The 17,211-nt window shown below is 69.4% G+C and carries 13 protein-coding genes; 5 read left to right on the forward strand and 8 right to left on the reverse strand.

Annotated features, from left to right (window positions below):
- Positions 1-11: 11 nt before the first annotated feature.
- The 3 genes from ACH413_RS02200 to ACH413_RS02210 all read right to left on the reverse strand — a co-directional run bounded on the left by ACH413_RS02200 (position 12) and on the right by ACH413_RS02210 (position 3,294).
- Positions 12-491, reverse strand: a complete 480-nt coding sequence (locus tag ACH413_RS02200) for a carboxymuconolactone decarboxylase family protein (protein WP_319979634.1) — start codon at positions 489-491, stop codon at positions 12-14.
- Positions 488-1,567: a dihydrodipicolinate reductase gene (locus ACH413_RS02205; RefSeq protein ID WP_360029794.1), complete on the reverse strand. Its 1,080-nt coding sequence runs from the start codon at positions 1,565-1,567 to the stop codon at positions 488-490. Before ACH413_RS02205 ends, ACH413_RS02200 begins: the two co-directional genes overlap by 4 nt.
- A 68-nt stretch (positions 1,568-1,635) precedes the next feature.
- A complete protein-coding gene (locus ACH413_RS02210) occupies positions 1,636-3,294 on the reverse strand; it encodes a discoidin domain-containing protein (protein WP_360029795.1) in 1,659 nt (552 codons plus the stop codon).
- Positions 3,295-3,492: 198 nt separating this feature from the next.
- On the opposite strand from ACH413_RS02210, the gene ACH413_RS02215 reads away from it, so the two are divergent.
- Entirely contained in the window at positions 3,493-7,515 is a 4,023-nt protein-coding gene (locus ACH413_RS02215) for a glycoside hydrolase family 3 C-terminal domain-containing protein (RefSeq protein ID WP_360029796.1), read from the forward strand.
- A gap of 2 nt (positions 7,516-7,517) precedes the next feature.
- On the opposite strand, the gene ACH413_RS02220 is transcribed toward ACH413_RS02215, so the two are convergent.
- Entirely contained in the window at positions 7,518-7,748 is a 231-nt protein-coding gene (locus ACH413_RS02220; RefSeq protein ID WP_360029797.1) for a hypothetical protein, read from the reverse strand.
- A gap of 150 nt (positions 7,749-7,898) precedes the next feature.
- Between ACH413_RS02220 and ACH413_RS02225 the strand changes: the two genes are divergently transcribed.
- Entirely contained in the window at positions 7,899-8,126 is a 228-nt protein-coding gene (locus tag ACH413_RS02225; RefSeq protein ID WP_360029798.1) for a hypothetical protein, read from the forward strand.
- A gap of 10 nt (positions 8,127-8,136) precedes the next feature.
- Positions 8,137-8,340, forward strand: a complete 204-nt coding sequence (locus ACH413_RS02230) for a cold-shock protein (protein ID WP_360029799.1) — start codon at positions 8,137-8,139, stop codon at positions 8,338-8,340.
- Between the two features lie 58 nt (positions 8,341-8,398).
- On the opposite strand, the gene dinB is transcribed toward ACH413_RS02230, so the two are convergent.
- The 3 genes from dinB to ACH413_RS02245 are packed head-to-tail and all read right to left on the reverse strand — an operon-like array spanning position 8,399 to position 11,934.
- Positions 8,399-9,589, reverse strand: coding sequence for a DNA polymerase IV (dinB, locus tag ACH413_RS02235; RefSeq protein ID WP_360029800.1), 1,191 nt, complete (start codon positions 9,587-9,589; stop codon positions 8,399-8,401).
- Between the two features lie 35 nt (positions 9,590-9,624).
- Positions 9,625-10,590, reverse strand: a complete 966-nt coding sequence (locus ACH413_RS02240) for a serine hydrolase domain-containing protein (RefSeq protein WP_360029801.1) — start codon at positions 10,588-10,590, stop codon at positions 9,625-9,627.
- Between the two features lie 9 nt (positions 10,591-10,599).
- Entirely contained in the window at positions 10,600-11,934 is a 1,335-nt protein-coding gene (locus ACH413_RS02245) for an MFS transporter (RefSeq protein ID WP_360029802.1), read from the reverse strand.
- A 166-nt stretch (positions 11,935-12,100) separates the two neighbouring features.
- Between ACH413_RS02245 and ACH413_RS02250 the strand changes: the two genes are divergently transcribed.
- Together ACH413_RS02250 and ACH413_RS02255 are read left to right on the forward strand one after the other, a co-directional pair.
- On the forward strand, positions 12,101-13,666 hold the full coding sequence (locus ACH413_RS02250; RefSeq protein ID WP_360029803.1) for a phospholipid carrier-dependent glycosyltransferase: 1,566 nt from the start codon (positions 12,101-12,103) through the stop codon (positions 13,664-13,666).
- 131 nt (positions 13,667-13,797) lie between these two features.
- Positions 13,798-15,606 (forward strand): trypsin-like serine protease, encoded by a 1,809-nt coding sequence (locus ACH413_RS02255; RefSeq protein WP_360029804.1) that lies wholly within the window; start codon positions 13,798-13,800, stop codon positions 15,604-15,606.
- 72 nt (positions 15,607-15,678) lie between these two features.
- On the opposite strand, the gene ACH413_RS02260 is transcribed toward ACH413_RS02255, so the two are convergent.
- Entirely contained in the window at positions 15,679-17,211 is a 1,533-nt protein-coding gene (locus ACH413_RS02260) for a S8 family serine peptidase (protein ID WP_360029805.1), read from the reverse strand.

The raw sequence follows: 17,211 nt of genomic DNA on the forward strand, positions 1-17,211 counted from the left end.
GAGTGGACTGTTCAGAACTTCGGTAGCACGCACATGGCGTCGAGGCCGAACACCCGGTTCAGCCTGCCGAACACGAGCCAGGCCCCGATGCTCATCGTGAGTTCCACGATCTCCACCTGGCTGTAGTGCGCGGTCATCCGAGACCAGAACTCGTCGTCGAGACCGTGGTGATCCAGTGCGTACCGCTCGGCGTACTCCGCGGCCAGCCTCGCCCGGTCGTCGAAGGCGTCGGTGGTGCGCCACTGGGTCACCGCGTCGATGAAGTCGTCCTCGACCTTCACGCCGTCGCGTTCGGTCCGCCAGTCGAGGCAGAACATGCAGCCGTTGATCTGCGCGATCCGCAGCCGCGCCGCCTCGAACTCGCGCAGCCCCAGCGTGGTGTGCTGGTAGACGGCGAGGGAGAGGTTCGCGGCGGAGATGCCGATGCCGGGCACCAGTTCGCCCCACACGTACCCGATGGGGTCCTTGCCCTCGGGGATGTCGATGTTCACGGCTTGCTCCTTCCGAGCTTGCCCGCGACGGGACGCAACGGGACGTCGAGCGCGTCGTAGAGGCCGGGCTCCGCGGCCGCCAGCCAGTCGATGGCGTTGACGATGCGGCCGACCGCCGTGGCGTTGCCGCCGGCGGACCGGTTCTCGCCCTCGTCGACGGCCTCGACCGACACCTCGATGCGCGGCCGGCCCTCGATGATCACCTTGTGCGCGCCGTCGCCGGACGGTGGCATCGGCCAGTCCGTGGCGCACGAGTTGTGGATGCGCGTGACGTGTTCGATGACGATCAGCGGTTCGCCGCCGACGATGCCCTGCACCTCGAACCGGATCGCGCCCTGCGTGCCCGCCTCGAACTCGCCCATCGTCCGCGTCGTCACGGTCTCGTCGAGCGCGCGCCGGTCGACGGTCTCGCGGATCTCGTCGAGCTCGACGCCCAAAGCCCTGGCCAGCAACCGGATCTGCCCGCCCCACACCATGGTCGGCACCGTGGGCATCAGCATCGGTGCCTGGTAGTCGAGCGGCTGCCCGAACCCGATCAGCCACCGCACCGCGTCGGGCTGGTCGTAGGTGGAGTAGTCGAAGATCTCCTGGCAGCGGACCGCGTCGACGGTGCTGCCGAGACCGCTGATCATCAACGGCAGCACGTCGTTGCCCCAGCCGGGGTCGACGCCGGAGACGAACAGCGAGCCGCCGCCCTCCTCGATCGCTTTGAGAACAGGTTCTCGAAGCTCCGGAGGGGCGCTGCGCGGGTCGTAGAGCGCGTAGAGGGACGGCGTGACGACCACCGCGCCCGCCCGGATCGCCTTGGTGATGTCGGCGAGCGCGTCGTCGGGACGGATGTCGCCGGACGCCGCGTACACCACCGCGCGCGGACTCGCGGCGAGCACCGCGTCGATGTCGTTCGTTGCCGCGATCCCGAGTTCGGTGTCCATCCCGGCGAGATCGCCCGCGTCGCGGCCGACCTTCTCGGGGTTGTGGACGACCACGGCCGTCAGTTTCAGCGCCGGATGGGCATCGACGGCGCGAATGGCGGCACGGCCGACGTTTCCCGTACCCCACACCACTGTGGCGATCATGTGGTGCAGATTACCTAGAACACGTTCTAGTTGTACAGTGCCCATCCGGCGAGAACCTGCGGGCGTGATCAGGTGTGGAGCTTCACCCCCGACAGCTGCCCCGCAGGCCAGCCCGTGTTCCCGGTGAAGGTGAGCCGGACGTACCGGACCTGCGCGCCGGGCAGGGTGGCAGTGGCCGAGTTCCCGGTCGCGGGGTCGAACACGTACCCGGCCGACGGCGCGAGCGGGCTGAACGTCTGACCGTTGGTACTGCCTTCGATCGTCACGGTCTGGGTCCGCCGTCCCCAGGCCGGGTTCGGTGGGAGCGTGAGCACGGCGCGCCGCAACGCCTGGGTGGCCCCGAGGTCGACCTGGATCCACTGCGGGAAGGCGTTGTTCGCGCTCTCCCAGTAGGAGTGCGGGTCGTTGTCGACCGCGAACCCGCTGCCGTAGTGCTGGGTCTGCGAGCTCTGGGTCGTCGGGCGTCCGGCGGCCAGGTCCACGTCCGGGGTGGGCGGCCCGCCGAGCCACGGCTGGGTGGGCCGGGTGGCGGTCAGCGCGATCTGGCCCTTGAGCATCCTGCCGCCGTCGCCGGTGAGCCTCATGTAGTAGTCGGCCGAGCAGCGCGTGCCGTCCTCGTCCAGAGCGAGGTACCCGGACCCGGCGGGCACGTCGGCCAGCGTCTCGGCGGTCTTGCAGATCTGGTTGCCCTCGTTGAACTCGTCGAACATCGAGATGTAGATGCCTTGTGCGCCAAGGCGGACCATGTTGTAGAACTGGCGCCACATGAAGTCGCCGTGCAGTCGTTGGCGCGAGCCCACATCGCCCGGCAGCACGCACGGCTGGTAGTCGATCCCGCGCGCGTTGCACTCGGCCTGGTCGGGGCTGTTCACGTTGGTGTAGAAGCGATCCGTGTCCGCCGGGGTGCCGATCCGGCCGACCATCCACGGCGAGAGCATGTCGAAGCTCCGGTAGACGTTCGCGAAGCCCTGCCGCGAGTCCTCGATCTCCAGCCGCCAGTGGGTCGGGACGCCGCCGATCACGTAACAGCCGCGCGCCTTGAACCAGTTGACGACGTCCTGGCAGGCCTCCGGCCCGAACGGACGGCCGGGGTCGTTGAACCCGAAACCCCAGATGCACACGACGGGTTTGCCGTTCTGTCGCGCGTAGGCGGGGGAGGACGTGTACGCGGACATCTTGTTCAGCCAGTCGGTCTTGATCTCCGACTGCATGTTCGTCCAGTTCGTGACGTCGTACATGATGTAGAACTTCCGCCCGGTGGCCTCCGCGGCGGGCCGGACGTGCGCGGTCACGGCGTCGCGGATCGGGCCCTCGCCGCCGGTCGGGTTGAAGCGCTGCAACGCCGCCGTGTCGATGTTGTTGTCGCGCATCCACTGGAAGTGGACGTCGACGGTCTGCCGGTCGTAGTTGGAGAAGAGCGTGGCGGGCCGGCCGTCACCGAGGTTCGCGAACGCGGTCTGGTAGGTGCGGGCGTAGTCGCGGACGTCCGGCCACGCGACGATCGAACTGGTGGGCGGCGCGGGCGGCTGGCTCCAGTTGTCGTTCCAGTGCCACCAGCCGTCGAGGGGGGAGCTGTCTCCCCGGCAGGCGAACCAGCCCTGGTATCCGACGGTGATCTTCCCGACGACGTCGCCGGGAGGGCTGGCCGCGTGCGCGGGGGCGGGCAGGAGCCCCAGCGCGGGGGCGGCGAGCGCGGTGCTGAGCAGTGTTCGGCGTGACAGGGACATCGCGAACTCCTTTGTCGGCGACTCGACTCCAGAGTGCAAGATGTGAACAGGATCACGCAAGAATTTGACGGACCGGAACTTCGCGAGTGTTGGGTGCAATTTTGGACCGGGAACAACGCAAATTATTGACTTCGGTCTGTAACCAGGAGAACCGTCAGCGTTACACAGCCTCACCTTCGGTCCTGGCGGAGGTTCCTCATGTCCCGTCGTTTCCCTGCTCTCGCCGTGGTCGCGCTGACCTTCGCCAGCACTGTCGTGGCGGCGTCGAGCCCGGCCGTCGCCGCCGCGGCGACACCGATCTACCGCGACACCCGCTACACGTTCGCGGAGAGAGCGGCGGACCTGGTGGCGCGCATGACGTTGCCGGAGAAGGTGCGCCAGCTGCACACCAACAACGCCCCGGCCATCCCGCGACTGGGCGTGCAGCAGTACACGTACTGGAGCGAGGGGCAGCACGGCGTCAACCGGCTCGGCGGCGACGCGGGCGGCGGTGGCCAGGGTTCCGTGGACAACGTGAAGGCGACGAGCTTCCCGGTGAACTTCGCCGCCGCGATGTCGTGGGACCCGAGCCTGATGTACGCCGAGACGACCGCGATCTCCGACGAGGCAAGGGGATTCCTCGACAAGTCGTTGTTCGGCAACGCCCAGAACAACATCGGGCCGGACGTCAACGAGTACGGCGACCTGACCTACTGGGCGCCGACCGTGAACATGGACCGCGACCCGCGCTGGGGCCGCACCGACGAGGGCTTCGGCGAGGACCCGCACCTCGTCGCGAAGATGGCGGGCGCGTTCGTCAACGGTTACCAGGGCAACACGATCGACGGCGCCGCGATGACCCCGTACCTCAAGGTCTCCGCGACCCTGAAGCACTACGCGCTCAACAACGTCGAGAACGACCGGCTCTCCGGCGACTCCGCCACCACCGAGGCCGACCTGCGCCAGTACTACCTCAAGCAGTTCCAGAACCTGATCGAGCACGACCACGCCAGCGGCCTGATGACCTCGTACAACTCGATCAACGGCACGCCCGGCGCGGTCCACGGCTACCTGGTCAACCAGCTGGCCAACCGCACCTACGGCTTCGACGGCTACTCGGTCTCCGACTGCGACGCCATCGCGACCGTCTGGCAGCCGCCGCCCGGCGGTCACCTCTGGGCGGCACCGGGCTGGCGTTCGGCGATCGAGGGCGCACAGGTCGTGTGGACGAACGTGGCCACCGGCCGCAAGATCCCGGCCGCGGCGGGCGCGCTGGCGTGGGGCCTGCGGGCCGGCACGCAGCTGAACTGCGAGGGCGCCAACGCGACCCTCACCAACGTCCAGGCGTCGATCGACGCCGGCATCCTCTCCGAGGGCGTGCTCGACGCCTCGCTCGTCCGGGTGTTCACGGTGCGGATGGCGACCGGCGAGTTCGACCCGGCGGACCAGGTCGCGTACACGAAGATCACCAAGTCCGTGCTGGAGAGCCCGGCGAACCAGGCGCTCGCCACGAAGGTCGCCGACAACTCGCTGGTACTGCTGAAGAACCAGAACAACGTGCTGCCGGCCGACCCGGCGCGGACCTCGCGCGTGGTGGTGCTCGGCGACCTCGCGGGCAAGGTCACGCTCGGCGGGTACAGCGGCAAACCGACCCACACCGTCAACGCCGTGCAGGGCATCCAGGCCGCGCTCCCGAACGCGTCGGTGCTCTTCGACGCGGCCGGCACCTCGACGTCCGCGACCGGTCCGGCGGTGCTCAGCGAGGCGACGAGGTCCGCGATCCGCGCGGCCGACCTGGTCGTGGTCTTCGCGGGCACTGACATGGAGGTGGCGCGGGAGGGCAAGGACCGGCCGAACATCGCCATGCCCGGCAACTACACCTCCCTGATCGACCAGGTCTCCGCGCTGGGCAATTCCCGCACGGTCCTGGCGTTGCAGGCGATGGGCCCGGTGACGTTCGACCAGTCGAAGGTGCCGGCGGTCCTGTTCAGCGGCTACAACGGCCAGAGCCAGGGGACCGCGCTCGCGAACGTGTTGTTCGGCAGGCAGAATCCCGACGGGCACCTCAACTTCACCTGGTACCGCGACGACTCGCAGCTGCCGCCGATGCAGAACTACCGGCTCACCGCGGCGGGCACGGGCGGGCTCGGCCGCACCTACCAGTACTTCACCGGCACGCCCGCCTATCCGTTCGGCCACGGCCTGAGCTACAGCACGTTCCGCCTCTCGAACGCGACCGCGGACCGGACCTCGGCCTCTCCCAACGACACCGTGAACGTCAGCCTCGACGTCACGAACACCGGCTCACGCGCCGGAACCACCGTGGCCCAGCTCTACGCGGCCACTCCGGGCGCCGGCACCGGTGACGTGCCGCGGCAACGACTGGCCGCCTTCCAGAAGACCCGGCTGCTCGGCCCCGGCCAGACCCAGCGCGTCGTGCTGCCGGTCAAGGTCCGCGACCTCGCCCAGTGGGACACCGCGGCCAAGCGCGAGTCGGTCCCGGCGGGCACCTACCAGTTCCGCGTGGGCACGGACGCCGCCACGATCTCGGCCCGCCAGGACGTCCAGGTGAGCGGAACCCTGACTCCGCGCGTGAAGCACGTGACCGTCCAGCCGGAAGCCGTGGTGTACCGGCCGGGGGAGAGCTTCGACCTGCGCGGCAGGAACCGCTGGCTGGCAACGGACACGAACGTGACCGCGGACCGCGTGGTCGAGGCGGTGAACGACGATCAGACCTTTGTGGACCTCGCCGGCGCCCAGATCACCCACCGCAGCAGCGATCCGGCCGTCGCCTCGGTCGACGGGAACGGCGTGGTGCGGGCGATCAAGGACGGCGCCGCGACGATCACCACGACCGTCAACGGCGTCTCCGGCTCGGCCCCGATCCTCGTCACCGGAACGCTGACCAGCACCGTGCCGTCGATCCTGGCCTCCGGCACGACCGGAGTCGCGTCGACGACCTTCACCAACGGCGGCGCGGAGGACGTGCGCGGCCTGACCGTCACGATCACCACGCCGAACGGCTGGTCCGCGACCCCGACGACCCCGACCACCTTCGACCGCGTCCCCGCGCGTTCCTCGGTCACCGTGCGCTGGAACGTCACCGGAACCGCCGCGCCAGGTTCGTACCCACTCGCTTTCACCGCGACCTCCGCGTTCGGCACGTTCACCTCGGACGGCACGGTGAAGGTCCCGTACGGCTCGGTCCAGGCCGCCTTCAACAACACCGGCATCAGCAACGACAACCAGCCGGTCTCCGGCGCGTTCGACGGCAGCGGCCTGAACTACTCGGCCCAGGCACTGGCCGCGGCGGGACTCCCGGCCGGACCGGTGAACGTCGGCGGCATCGGCTTCACCTGGCCCGCCGCCAACGCGCCGGACAACGTCGTGGCGGGCGGCCAGGTGGTGCCGGTCAACGGCTCCGGCAGGCTGCTCGGGTTCCTGGGCTCCAGCGCGTTCGGCAGCACCTCGGCCCCCGGCACGATCGTGTACAGCGACGGCAGCACGCAGAGCTACTCGCTCTCGTTCGCGGACTGGTGGTCGGGCAACGCCCTGCCCGGCACGTCGATCGCCGCCGCCACCCCGTACCTCAACGTCGGCCCGAACAGCACGCGCCAGGACCAGCGCGTGCACGTCTACCTGGCGTGGGCGCCGCTCGACCCGGCCAAGACGGTGAGGTACGTGGTCCTGCCGGACATCGCGCCGACTCAGGTGCCGAACAACCCGGCGATGCACCTGTTCGCCGTCGGCATCGGTCAGTCGACCGACGCGATCGTCGGCGCGGACCTCGGCGACCCCGACACGCCGCGCGGCGCGTGGATCAAGGACGGCGACGACGGCCGCACGGTCCCGGTCACCCTGGGCGGCAGGACCGGGCGCACCACAACGGGCTCCGCGTCACCGTTCATGTACTTCGACCTCGACGACAGCATCGTCCCGGGCGGCACCTACCAGGCCAGTGCACACGTGACGTACTTCGATCGTGGCACCGCGACCTGGAACGTCCAGTACGACTCGTTCGGCAGCGTGGGCAACAACGCCTACCGCGACTCGGCCTCCGTCACCAACACCGGCACGGAGACGTGGAAGACGGCGGTGATCCCGTTGCCGGAGGCGGCTTTCCGCAGCCGGCAGAACAACCACTCCGACCTGAGACTGCAGATCGGCACGGGCGGGCAGGCGATCGGGCAGGTGCGGTTCGTGGTGGGAGGGGGCGACGTGGTGCCGATCCACCTGATCTGACGTCAGCGGTTCGAGGGCGGGAACCGGCCGTCGAGGCTGCCGAGGGCGACCAGTTCGGTGTACTGGTCCTGCCACGACCGCTCGGTCGCGAGCAGGTCGGCGAGCCGCTGCACCCAGGCCTCGTCGACCGTTCGCCTGGCTCCGGCGTCCAGGTGGCGGGCTGTCTCCTCGCGGGCTTTGAGCCATTCGGCCAGCGTGGGGGCCAGCGCCGGGCCACCTTCGTCTTCGGGCATGGAGGCGACCCTACGCGGTGCGCGTGGTGCTCGCCCCAGGTCATTGGGCTAGTGTGGGGCCTGTTGGGGTACCAGCCGACGGCAACCAGCCGCTGCGGTCCCCGATCCCCGTCCGGTCCGGCGTTTCCGGCCGGAGACAGGAGCACCGGCTTGCAGCCGGATTTCCAGGCCTCACCCTCTTCTTCCCGTTTCGGCAAGCGGCACGCGGCTCAGGACTTCGAGCAGGCGCGCCTGAACGCCGAGAACACCGGGGTCCTCCACCAGCGTCAGGCCGCCAAACGAGTGGCGGAACACTCCCTCGACGTGGGCGATTGCCGTGAACTGCTGTCCATGCTCGGCCTGGCGAACCTGCCGGCGTCCACCGCACTTCACGCATAAGGGGTACGCAGTGACTCTAGGAACCGTCAAGTGGTTCAACGGCAGCAAGGGCTTCGGCTTCATCGCGCCTGAGGGCGGCGGGCCGGACCTGTTCGTGCACCAGTCCGAGGTGCAGGGCTACGACCACCACGGCATTCCCGACAACCAGGCCGTGGAGTTCGAGATCGGCGAAGGCCAGAAGGGCCCGCAGGCCCGCTCCGTGCGCCTCGTCTGACCGGGCTCGGCAAGTCCACTGTGGAGTGAGCAGGCCCCGGCCGCTCACTCCACGGGTGTCAGTCCGGCAGCAGCGGCACCGAGATGCCCGGATCCCTTCCCAGCAGCGCCGCCCGCGTCACCGACCGGGACCCGAAGCGGTCGCGCACGTCGTCCAGTGCGGCGTCCAGGGCGGCCGGCTTCTGCTCCTCGAACGGCAGCGCCATCTGCATCGGCGCGTCGTTCTGGAGGTTCGTGAGCGACACGCCCAGCAGCGTGATGCCGCGGCTGTCGATCAACGGCATCGCGGTGCCGAGCAGTTCCCGCGCCGACGCCAGCAGCACCTCGGTCTCCGTCGTCGGATGCCGCAGGGTGTGCGACCGGGTCGCACGGGTGAAGTCGCCGAACCGCAGACGCAGCACCACCGTCCGGCACGCGCGGTGGGCCGTGCGCAGCCGTCGTGAGATGCCGTCGATCAGCGAGGCGAGGACGGCGTCGAGGTCGTCACGCGTGCGTTCCCGGCGGCCCAGAGCTCGTTGCGAACCGATCGACCGGCGCCGCTGTCCTGTGTGGACCGGACGTGGATCGTGGTTGTGCGCCAACGCGAACAGGTGCCTGCCCGCCGCGCGGCCGATCATCGAGACCAGTGCCACCTCGCCCAGGGCGGCGACCTCGCCGACCGTGCGCAGTCCCAGGCCGTGCAGCTTGGCCGCCGTCACCTCGCCGACGCCCCACAGCCGTTCGACCGGCAGCGGGTGCAGGAACTCCAGTTCGTGCTCGGCGGGCACGACCAGCAGCCCGTCCGGCTTCGCGACCCCGCTCGCCACCTTGGCGAGGAACTTCGTGCGCGCCACCCCGACCGTGATCGGCAGGCCGACCTGCTCCAGCACGGCCGCCCGCAGTCGTGCGGCGACCACCTCGGGCGGTCCCGCGATCCGGTGCAGGCCGCCGACGTCGAGGAACGCCTCGTCGATCGACAGGCCCTCGACCAGCGGTGTCGTGTCGCGGAACACCTCGAACACCGCCTTGCTCGCGGCCGAGTAGGCCGACATCCGCGGCGGCACGACGATCGCGTGCGGGCACAGTCTCCGCGCCGCCGCCCCGCCCATCGCCGTGCGCACGCCGAACGCTTTGGCCTCGTAGCTCGCGGCCAGCACCACCCCGCCGCCCACGATCACCGGACGGCCGCGCAGGCTCGGATCGTCCCGTTGCTCGACGGACGCGTAGAAAGCGTCCAGGTCGGCGTGCAGGATCGGGGTGCTCACGAACACATGTTCGCATCCGTCACCCGTTCAGAACAGTGTCGTTAGGACATGAGCGCACGGGCGATGGGCCACGCACCAGGCGAGGTGTTCGACAGGACCGTGATGGTCGTGCCGGTGTGCGGGTCGTGGGTGGACTTGAAGGACTCACCGGCGTCGTACCCGGCGAGGATCACGGTGTCGCTGGTCTCGTGCAGCCAGAACCCGAGGCCGTAGCGCAGGGACTCCTCGGGAACGTGGTGGCGCGGCCTGGTCGCTTCCTCGGCGAACTCGCCGGCCAGCAGCGTGCGCCAGAACTTCGACATGTCACCGGCGGTGGTGTGGATGCCGCCGTCACCGGTCGCCAGTACGGGCAGGTGGAAGACGTTGGAACGGTCGGAGCCCTCCAGGTAGCCCACGGCGGCGTCGCCGGGGAGTTCGTCGGAGCGCAGGAAATCGGTCCTGGTCATGCCCGCCGGGCCGAGCACACGGGAGCGGACGAGATCGTGGTAGCCCTGCCCGCCGGCCCGTTCGGCCAGCAGCGCGAGCACCGCGTAGCCGCCGTTGCAGTAGCTGAACCGCTCACCGGCCTTGAACTTCGTGGGATGCCCGTCGAGCAACGGCAGGAAGGCCTCGGTCGTGGTGAGCAGGTGGGCCGCGCCCATCACGTAGTCGTCGACCTGCCAGTCGCCTTCCTCGTCGAGGTAGTCGCCGATGCCGGACGTGTGGGTGAGCAGGTGCTCGACCGTCACGTCGTCGGCGATGAGCGGGAGGTCGTCGCCCAGCAACGAACGGGCGGTGGTGTCGAGGGCGAGCGCTCCTTCGCGGATGAGGGAGAGCACGGTCAGCGCGGTGAATCCCTTGCCGCCGCTGGCGATGCCGAACCTCGTGTCCACGGTGTTGGGCACGCCGTAGGCGCGGTTCGCGAGCCCGTAGGCCTTCGCGAACTCGATCTCTCCGGCGTGGTCGATCTGCACCACGCCGGAGAAACCGGTCTCTTCGGCGATCTTGTCGATGTCTCCCAACGGCATCCGCGCAGGCTAGCCCCGCGTCAACGCCGCGCCGAAACGGTTTTCCGGTGACCGGATCCCGCGCAGCAACGCCAGTGGAGCCAACGCCACGACCGCGGCCAGCACGAAGCCGAGCCGGTAGGACGCTCCTCCCGTGAGCAGCGCCGCCGCGACCTGGACGCCCAGCGCGGCACCGATCGCCCGCGCGATCCCGCACGTGGCCGCCGCGACACCGGTGTCCTGCTCATCGACCGACGAGATCGCGGCGGTGTAGGTGGCCGTGGACGCGGTTCCGACGCCGAGCCCGAGCGTCACCAGCATTCCCACCGCGATCTGCCACGGCACGTCGTGCCATCCGGCGACGAACAACGTGCCCGCGGCCGTGAGCGTCAGTCCGGCGGCCATGGCGGTCCTGGTTCCCGCTCGCCGCGCGAACAGTCCGGACAACGGACCGACCACGACGGCGACCAGAACGGTGGGGAAGAGGTACAGGCTGATCTCGCTGGCCGTCGCGCCGAACCCGGAGAGCAGTTGCGGCACCAGGAAGTACGTCGCCGAGTAGCTCGCCCCGAGTGCCCCGGCCGTGAGACCCGCCCGCCACACCGACCGCAGGACACCGAGATCGACCAGCGGGTGGTCGGCACGCCGTTCGACCACCACCCACGCGGCACCGAACGCGGCCGTCAGCACGAGCAGCACGGCGGCGGCCGCAAGTCCTTGCGGCGCCAGGAAGAGCGCGAGCATGAGCGTGGCCAGGGCCAGCGCGAGCAGCACTCCGCCGAGCCAGTCCAGCCGGGTTCGCCTCACCTGCACGGGCCCTGGCAACGCGAACGGCGCGAAGATCGCCACCGCTGCCACGACCAACGCCGGCAGCAGGAACATCCACTGCCGCGAGAAGGCGTCGGCGAGCGGCCCGGCGGCGAGCACGCCCAGTCCACTGCCGACGGTGAACAGGCCGGTGAGCACGCCGACCGCGACCGGCGTCTCCTTGAAGAGCTGCCGTGCCAAGACGAACGACACCGGCAGGACGCCACCGCCCAGGCCCTGGAGGAACTGTCCGAGCAGGATCACCGGGAACGACGTCGCGAACGCCGACAGCACCGCCCCGGCCACGATGCACCAGGTCAGCACGAGCAGGGTGCGGCGCCCGCCGCGGTCGTCGGCGATCTTCGCGACGATCGGCATGGTGATGGCCGACGTGATGATCAACGTCGTGGACAGCAGACCGGCCTGGGCGGGGTCGAGGCCGAGTTCGCGTTGCAGCAGCGGAAGTGCGGGGAACGGGATGCTTTCCAGGGCGCCGATCGTGACGGCCAACGCCGCCAGAACGGCCATCGCGGGGCGGGTGGATCTGAGCGTGGTCACGGCTGGTCTCCCTCGTCCGGGGGCCAGTAAAGCTACAAGGTGTAGCTGAAATCCGACAGAGTCTTTCGCAACAATCTGTAGCGGAAGTGGCCGAGCAACCTAAACGGCGGGCGCCCCGTTTCGGAGAGTGTCGGGTTGTTCACCCACGTGAAGGGACCGCACGGTCTTGTCGCTCGCCACGATCCAGCGCCCTGCCGAGGTGCCCCTGCCGCCTGTGCGGGTGACAGCACCGCGGCGGTGGCTGTTCTGGCTGGCCGCGGCCGTGCTTCTGGCTCAGATGGCCATCGCGATGACCACCACGGCGGTGCGGCAGACGCCGACCATCGACGAGCCGGTCTACCTCGGCACCGCGGTCGTCTACCTGGAGGAGCACAGCCTCCGGTACAACCCGGAGCACCCGCCGCTGGGCAAGCTGATCATGGCGACCGGGCTCGCGTTCGCCGACGCACGCCTCGACCCGGGCTTCCAGGGCGACCAGACGGAACTCGGCAGGCACCTGCTCTACGAGTCGGGCAACGACCCGGCGAAGCTGTTGCTGGCAGCCAGACTCCCGATGATCGTCCTCACGCTGCTGTTCGGCCTGGTCGTGTTCCTGTTCGCCTCGGACATCACGAACCGATCCGGCGGGCTCGTCGCGCTGGCCCTCTACGCGTTCTCGCCCGACCTCATCGCGCACGGATCGCTGGCCACGCTGGACGTCCCGGCGGCGGGGTTCGTGCTCACGTCGGTCTGGCTGGTGTGGCGGGCGCGCGCCCACCCCGCGCTCTACCTGCCGCTCGCGGCACTGGCCCTGGGTGCGGCGCTGGCGACGAAGATGAACACGCTGGCCGCCGTCCCGGTGGTGCTGGCCCTGGTGTTCTGGCAGGCCCGTGCCAAGGCCGCGCTCGCCGTGGCGCTGATCGCGCTCGCGGTGGTGTGGGTGTCCTACCTCGCCGTGGATCCGTTGCTGCACTGGGAGTCCCCGCCGGACCTGCCGTCCGCACCGGTCGGCTGGCTGCCGTTCCCCGAGCCCTACCTCGACGGGATGCGCGTCCAGGCCGGCTTCGAGAACCGGGTCTGGGGCGGCTACCTGTTCGGCACGCACTACGAGGGTTCGCACTGGTACTACCTGCCGGCCGCGTTGCTGGTGAAGACACCGCTGGGCGCGCTGCTCCTGTGGGCGGCCGGAGCCGTCGCGATGATCAAACGCCCCGCGGCGGCCTACGTTCTCGCCCCCGCGGCCGTGCTGCTGGCCGTCGCCATGACCGGCAGTCGCGACCTCGGCGTCCGGTACGCGATCTTCGTGCCGATGTTCCTCGCGGTCGCCGCCGCGGTGGTCGCGCACCGGCGCTGGGCGGGGATCGCGGTCGTGCTGGTCGCCGTGAGTTCACTGTGGACGTTCCCGTACTACCTGCCGTACTCCAACGAGGTGTTCGGCGGCCCGTCGAAGACCCACCTGCACCTGCACGACTCGAACGTCGACTGGGGACAGGACCTGGGACGGCTGGCCGAGCGGCTGAAGCGGTACCCCGGTGAACGGATGTGGCTCGTCTACAAGGGCGCCGGAGTGCCCGAGTACTACGGGATCCACGCCGAGGACCCGCGCAAGGTGGCGGAGGACCAGGTGCACGGCCTGCTCGTCGTGTCCAACACGGCCATCGCGAAGGCCGACGAGGCCCTGCGAGCGTTGATCGACACGAGCACGCCGATCGACGTCGTGGGCCACTCCATCACGATCTTCCGCCGGCCGTAGGTAGGAAAGTTCCGTACCCCTACGGATGCGCACCCTGATTGTTCCGCACGTGCAGTCCTCCGACAGTGATCGCAGCGAACGACCGCCGCCCCTGCCCTGAGGTGGGCGTTCCTGATCCGAGAGGAACCAACGTGACGAGAACACCACGGTCCTGGGGCCTGCTGGCCCTGGTCGCGGCCGCGGTGCTGGCACCCGTCAGCATCGCGAACGCTGCCGCACCGAACGCCCCTGCGGCGAACTACCTGGGGGACACCGTCCCCGCGAACCTCGGTGACGCCTCGCCCATGTTCGTCGGCGGGCAGAACGCCACCGTGAGCGAGTTCCCCGGCATCATCGCGGGCATCCGCGCCGGTGGCACCCGGCCGCAGGGCCAGACCTGCACCGGCACGGTCGTGGCGCCGCGCAAGATCCTGATCGCGGCGCACTGCGCGGACGCCCAGGGGGAGAAGAAGTTCGTCTACGGACTCGACGACCTCAAGGACTACAACAACGGCAACGGCACCGGGTTCGCCGTGAACGTTGTCAGCTACAAGAAGCACCCGAAGTACGTCAACTTCGACCAGGGCTACGACGTCGCCGTCGTGACCGTGGACCGCGACATCGCTCTGAAGGGCGGTGCCGCGTACCCGAAGTTCGCCACCTCGGCGGACTCCGGCGGTGCCGCGCCGGGCAAGACCGGCCTCGGTTTCGGCTACGGCAAGAAGGATTTCAACGACAACTCGGCGGACGTCACCCTCGACAAGGCGAGCCTGCCGGTCGTCAACGGCGACAGCGTCTGCCAGGGCGTCGGCGCGGGCTTCAAGTCGGCGTACATGATCTGCGCCGGGTACTCCGACGGCCGGATCTCGATCCTGCCCGGTGACAGCGGCGGCCCGCTGATCTTCGACGGCAAGATCTACGGCGTCGCGTCGTGGAGCCGGTCCGACTTCAAGTGGTACTCGGTCTACGGCCGCCTCGACAACGAGATGGGCGACTGGGTCAAGACCGAGGTCGGCGAGCAGCCCCCGGTCGGTGACTTCGGGCTGACCGTCGCGCCCGGCAGCGGTTCGGTCGCGGCCGGCAAGACGATCTCCGCGGGCATCACCACCACGGCCGGTTCGGGTGGCGCGGAGAACGCCACGCTGTCCGCGTCCGGTCTGCCCAGCGGCGTGAAGGCGGTCTTCCAGCCGACGTCGGTCACCACCGGCAACTCGGCGAAGGTCACGTTCGACGCCACCACCTCGGCGCCGAACGGCACCTACGAGGTCTCGATCACCGGCACCACGTCGAGCGGCAAGACGGCGTCCGGCAAGTACTCGCTGACCGTCACCGGTGGCGGCGACCCGCAGCCGGGCGACTTCACGCTGGGAGCCTCGCCGAGCAGTGTGAAGGCGGCCAAGGGCAAGTACGTCTCGACCACGATCTCGTCGAACGGCGACGGTCAGACGATCACCCTGTCCGCGTCGGGTGTCCCCACCGGCGTGAAGGCCACGTTCCAGCCGACGTCGATCGGCGCGGGCAGCTCGTCGAAGCTGACGCTGGACGTGGCCGGCACCGCGACCGCCGGCACGTCCAGCATCACGGTCACCGGCACCGACGCGAACGGCAAGACCGCCACCACGACGGTCTCGCTGACGGTCGAGGGTTCCCAGGAGCCGCCGACCGGTGAGGTCACGGTGACCGCGACCCCGTCGTCGGCCACCGTCAAGCAGGGCCTGCTCGGCCAGACCGTGGTGAAGGCCAGTGGTGGCACCGGAAACCTGACGCTCACCGCGTCCGGTGTGCCGACGGGCGCGCAGCTCTCGTTCAACCCGGCCACGGTCGGCCAGAACGGCAGCAGCAACGTCTGGATCTTCACCAACTTCTCCACCCCGCCCGGCACCTACCCGATCACCATCAAGGCCACCTCGGCCGACGGGAAGACCGGCACGACGACGTTCACGCTGACCGTCACCCGCTAGACCCCGTTGGGGGAAACAGGGAAGAGCCCCGGAGCCAGCACGGCTCCGGGGCTCGTTTCCGTTGCGCGACAATCAGACCGTGAGGGTCCAAGTGTCGATGTTGCCGGTGTCGTAGGTGTAGATGTCCTTCACCTGCAGCTTCCACGTGCCGTTGCGCGCTTCTGAAGACAGATCGACGGTGTAGGTCTCGTGAACACCCGCCGAGGACGAGACGCCGCCCGCCTTCTTCAGCACGTACGTCTTGCCGGACGGGCTGACCAGGTCGATGGCCAGATCACCGGTGTAGGTGTGGTTGACGTCGACCTTGACGGTTGCCGAGGCCGTGGAGTTGCCGGTGCAGCCCGAGATCGTCACCGACGACGAGACGGCGGTGTTCGTGTCCGGAATGGACACGTCGTCGCCGTTCGTGCCGGGACCGCACTGCGGGTCGGGACCGCCGCCGATGAAACCGCTGTACAGCAGCTTGTTCGGCGAACCGGAACCCGGGTTGGTGACCTTGCCGGAGGTGGCGCCGTTCACCAGGGCGTCGCGCAGGGCCTGGGGGCTCGCGGACGGGTTGGCCGACAGGTACAGGGCCGCGACCCCCGCGACGTGCGGGGTGGCCATGGACGTGCCGGACATGTTGGTGCTGCCGCCGTTCAGCCCGAGCGAGGTGATGTTGTCACCCGGCGCGAAGATGTCCGTGCAGGTGCCGTAGTTCGAGAACGAGGCACGCGCGTCGTTGGACGAGGTGGCGTTCACCGTGATCAGCGACGAGATCTTCGCCGGACCGGTCGAGCAGGCGTCGGTCGAGCTGTTGCCCGACGCGACGGCCATCTGCACGCCTGAGGCGACCATGCCGGCGATGGCGTCGTTGCCGATGTCGGCGGTGTCGAAGGTCCAGGAAGCGTTGACCACGGCGGGCTTCTGCGCGTTCGCCGTGATCCACTCGATGGCCTTGACACCGGCCGAGTCGGGGCCGTTGCCGGTGCAGCTCGTGCCGAGCATGCGGACCGAGACCAGCTTGGCCTTCTTCGCCACGCCGTAGGTCTTGGACCCGACCGTGCCCGCCACGTGCGTGCCGTGGCCTGAACAGTCCTGACCGTTCTGGCCGTCCTCGATGAAGTCGGCGCCCACGGACGCGCGTCCCTCGAAGTCGGCGATCGACGTCTTGACGCCCGTGTCGGTGATGTAGACCGTCACGTTCGACGCGCCACCGCTGGGGTAGTTGTACTTCTTGTCCAGCGGCAGCGAGACCTGGTCCACGCGGTCCAGGCCCCACGTCGGGTTGTCCTGCACGTCCAGCGCCTTCGCGGTGCCGTCCTGGTAGACGGCCTTGACGGCGGGATCTGCCGCCAGCTTCCGCGCGCCGGCCTCGGTCAGGTTCTTGACCTGGAAGCCGCGCATGGCGTGGGAGAACACGGCGTCGAGGTTGCCGCCGTACTTCTGGGTGAGAGCGCTCGACGCCGACTGGATGGCGGCGCCGGGCTTGAGCGAGACGATGAAACTGCCGCCGGCGGCCGGGTTCTTGGCCTTGACGAAGTCCGCCTCAGCCGCCTGAGCCGGGGTGACCAGCAGGGCGGAGGCGACGGCGAGAACGGCGAGCCCGCAGGTGGTGCGGTGCAT

The sequence above is a fragment of the Lentzea sp. NPDC020367 genome, assembly GCF_044387305.1.
In the GTDB taxonomy this organism is placed as follows: domain Bacteria; phylum Actinomycetota; class Actinomycetes; order Mycobacteriales; family Pseudonocardiaceae; genus Lentzea.

Bases quoted from the DNA above. Each gene is read 5' to 3' on its own strand.
- ACH413_RS02260 (WP_360029805.1), bottom strand. From the start codon at position 17,211: ATGCACCGCACCACCTGCGGGCTCGCCGTTCTCGCCGTCGCCTCCGCC.
- ACH413_RS02205 (WP_360029794.1), bottom strand. From the start codon at position 1,567: ATGATCGCCACAGTGGTGTGGGGTACGGGAAACGTCGGCCGTGCCGCC.
- ACH413_RS02215 (WP_360029796.1), top strand. From the start codon at position 3,493: ATGTCCCGTCGTTTCCCTGCTCTCGCCGTGGTCGCGCTGACCTTCGCC.
- ACH413_RS02240 (WP_360029801.1), bottom strand. From the start codon at position 10,590: ATGCCGTTGGGAGACATCGACAAGATCGCCGAAGAGACCGGTTTCTCC.
- ACH413_RS02220 (WP_360029797.1), bottom strand. From the start codon at position 7,748: ATGCCCGAAGACGAAGGTGGCCCGGCGCTGGCCCCCACGCTGGCCGAA.
- ACH413_RS02210 (WP_360029795.1), bottom strand. From the start codon at position 3,294: ATGTCCCTGTCACGCCGAACACTGCTCAGCACCGCGCTCGCCGCCCCC.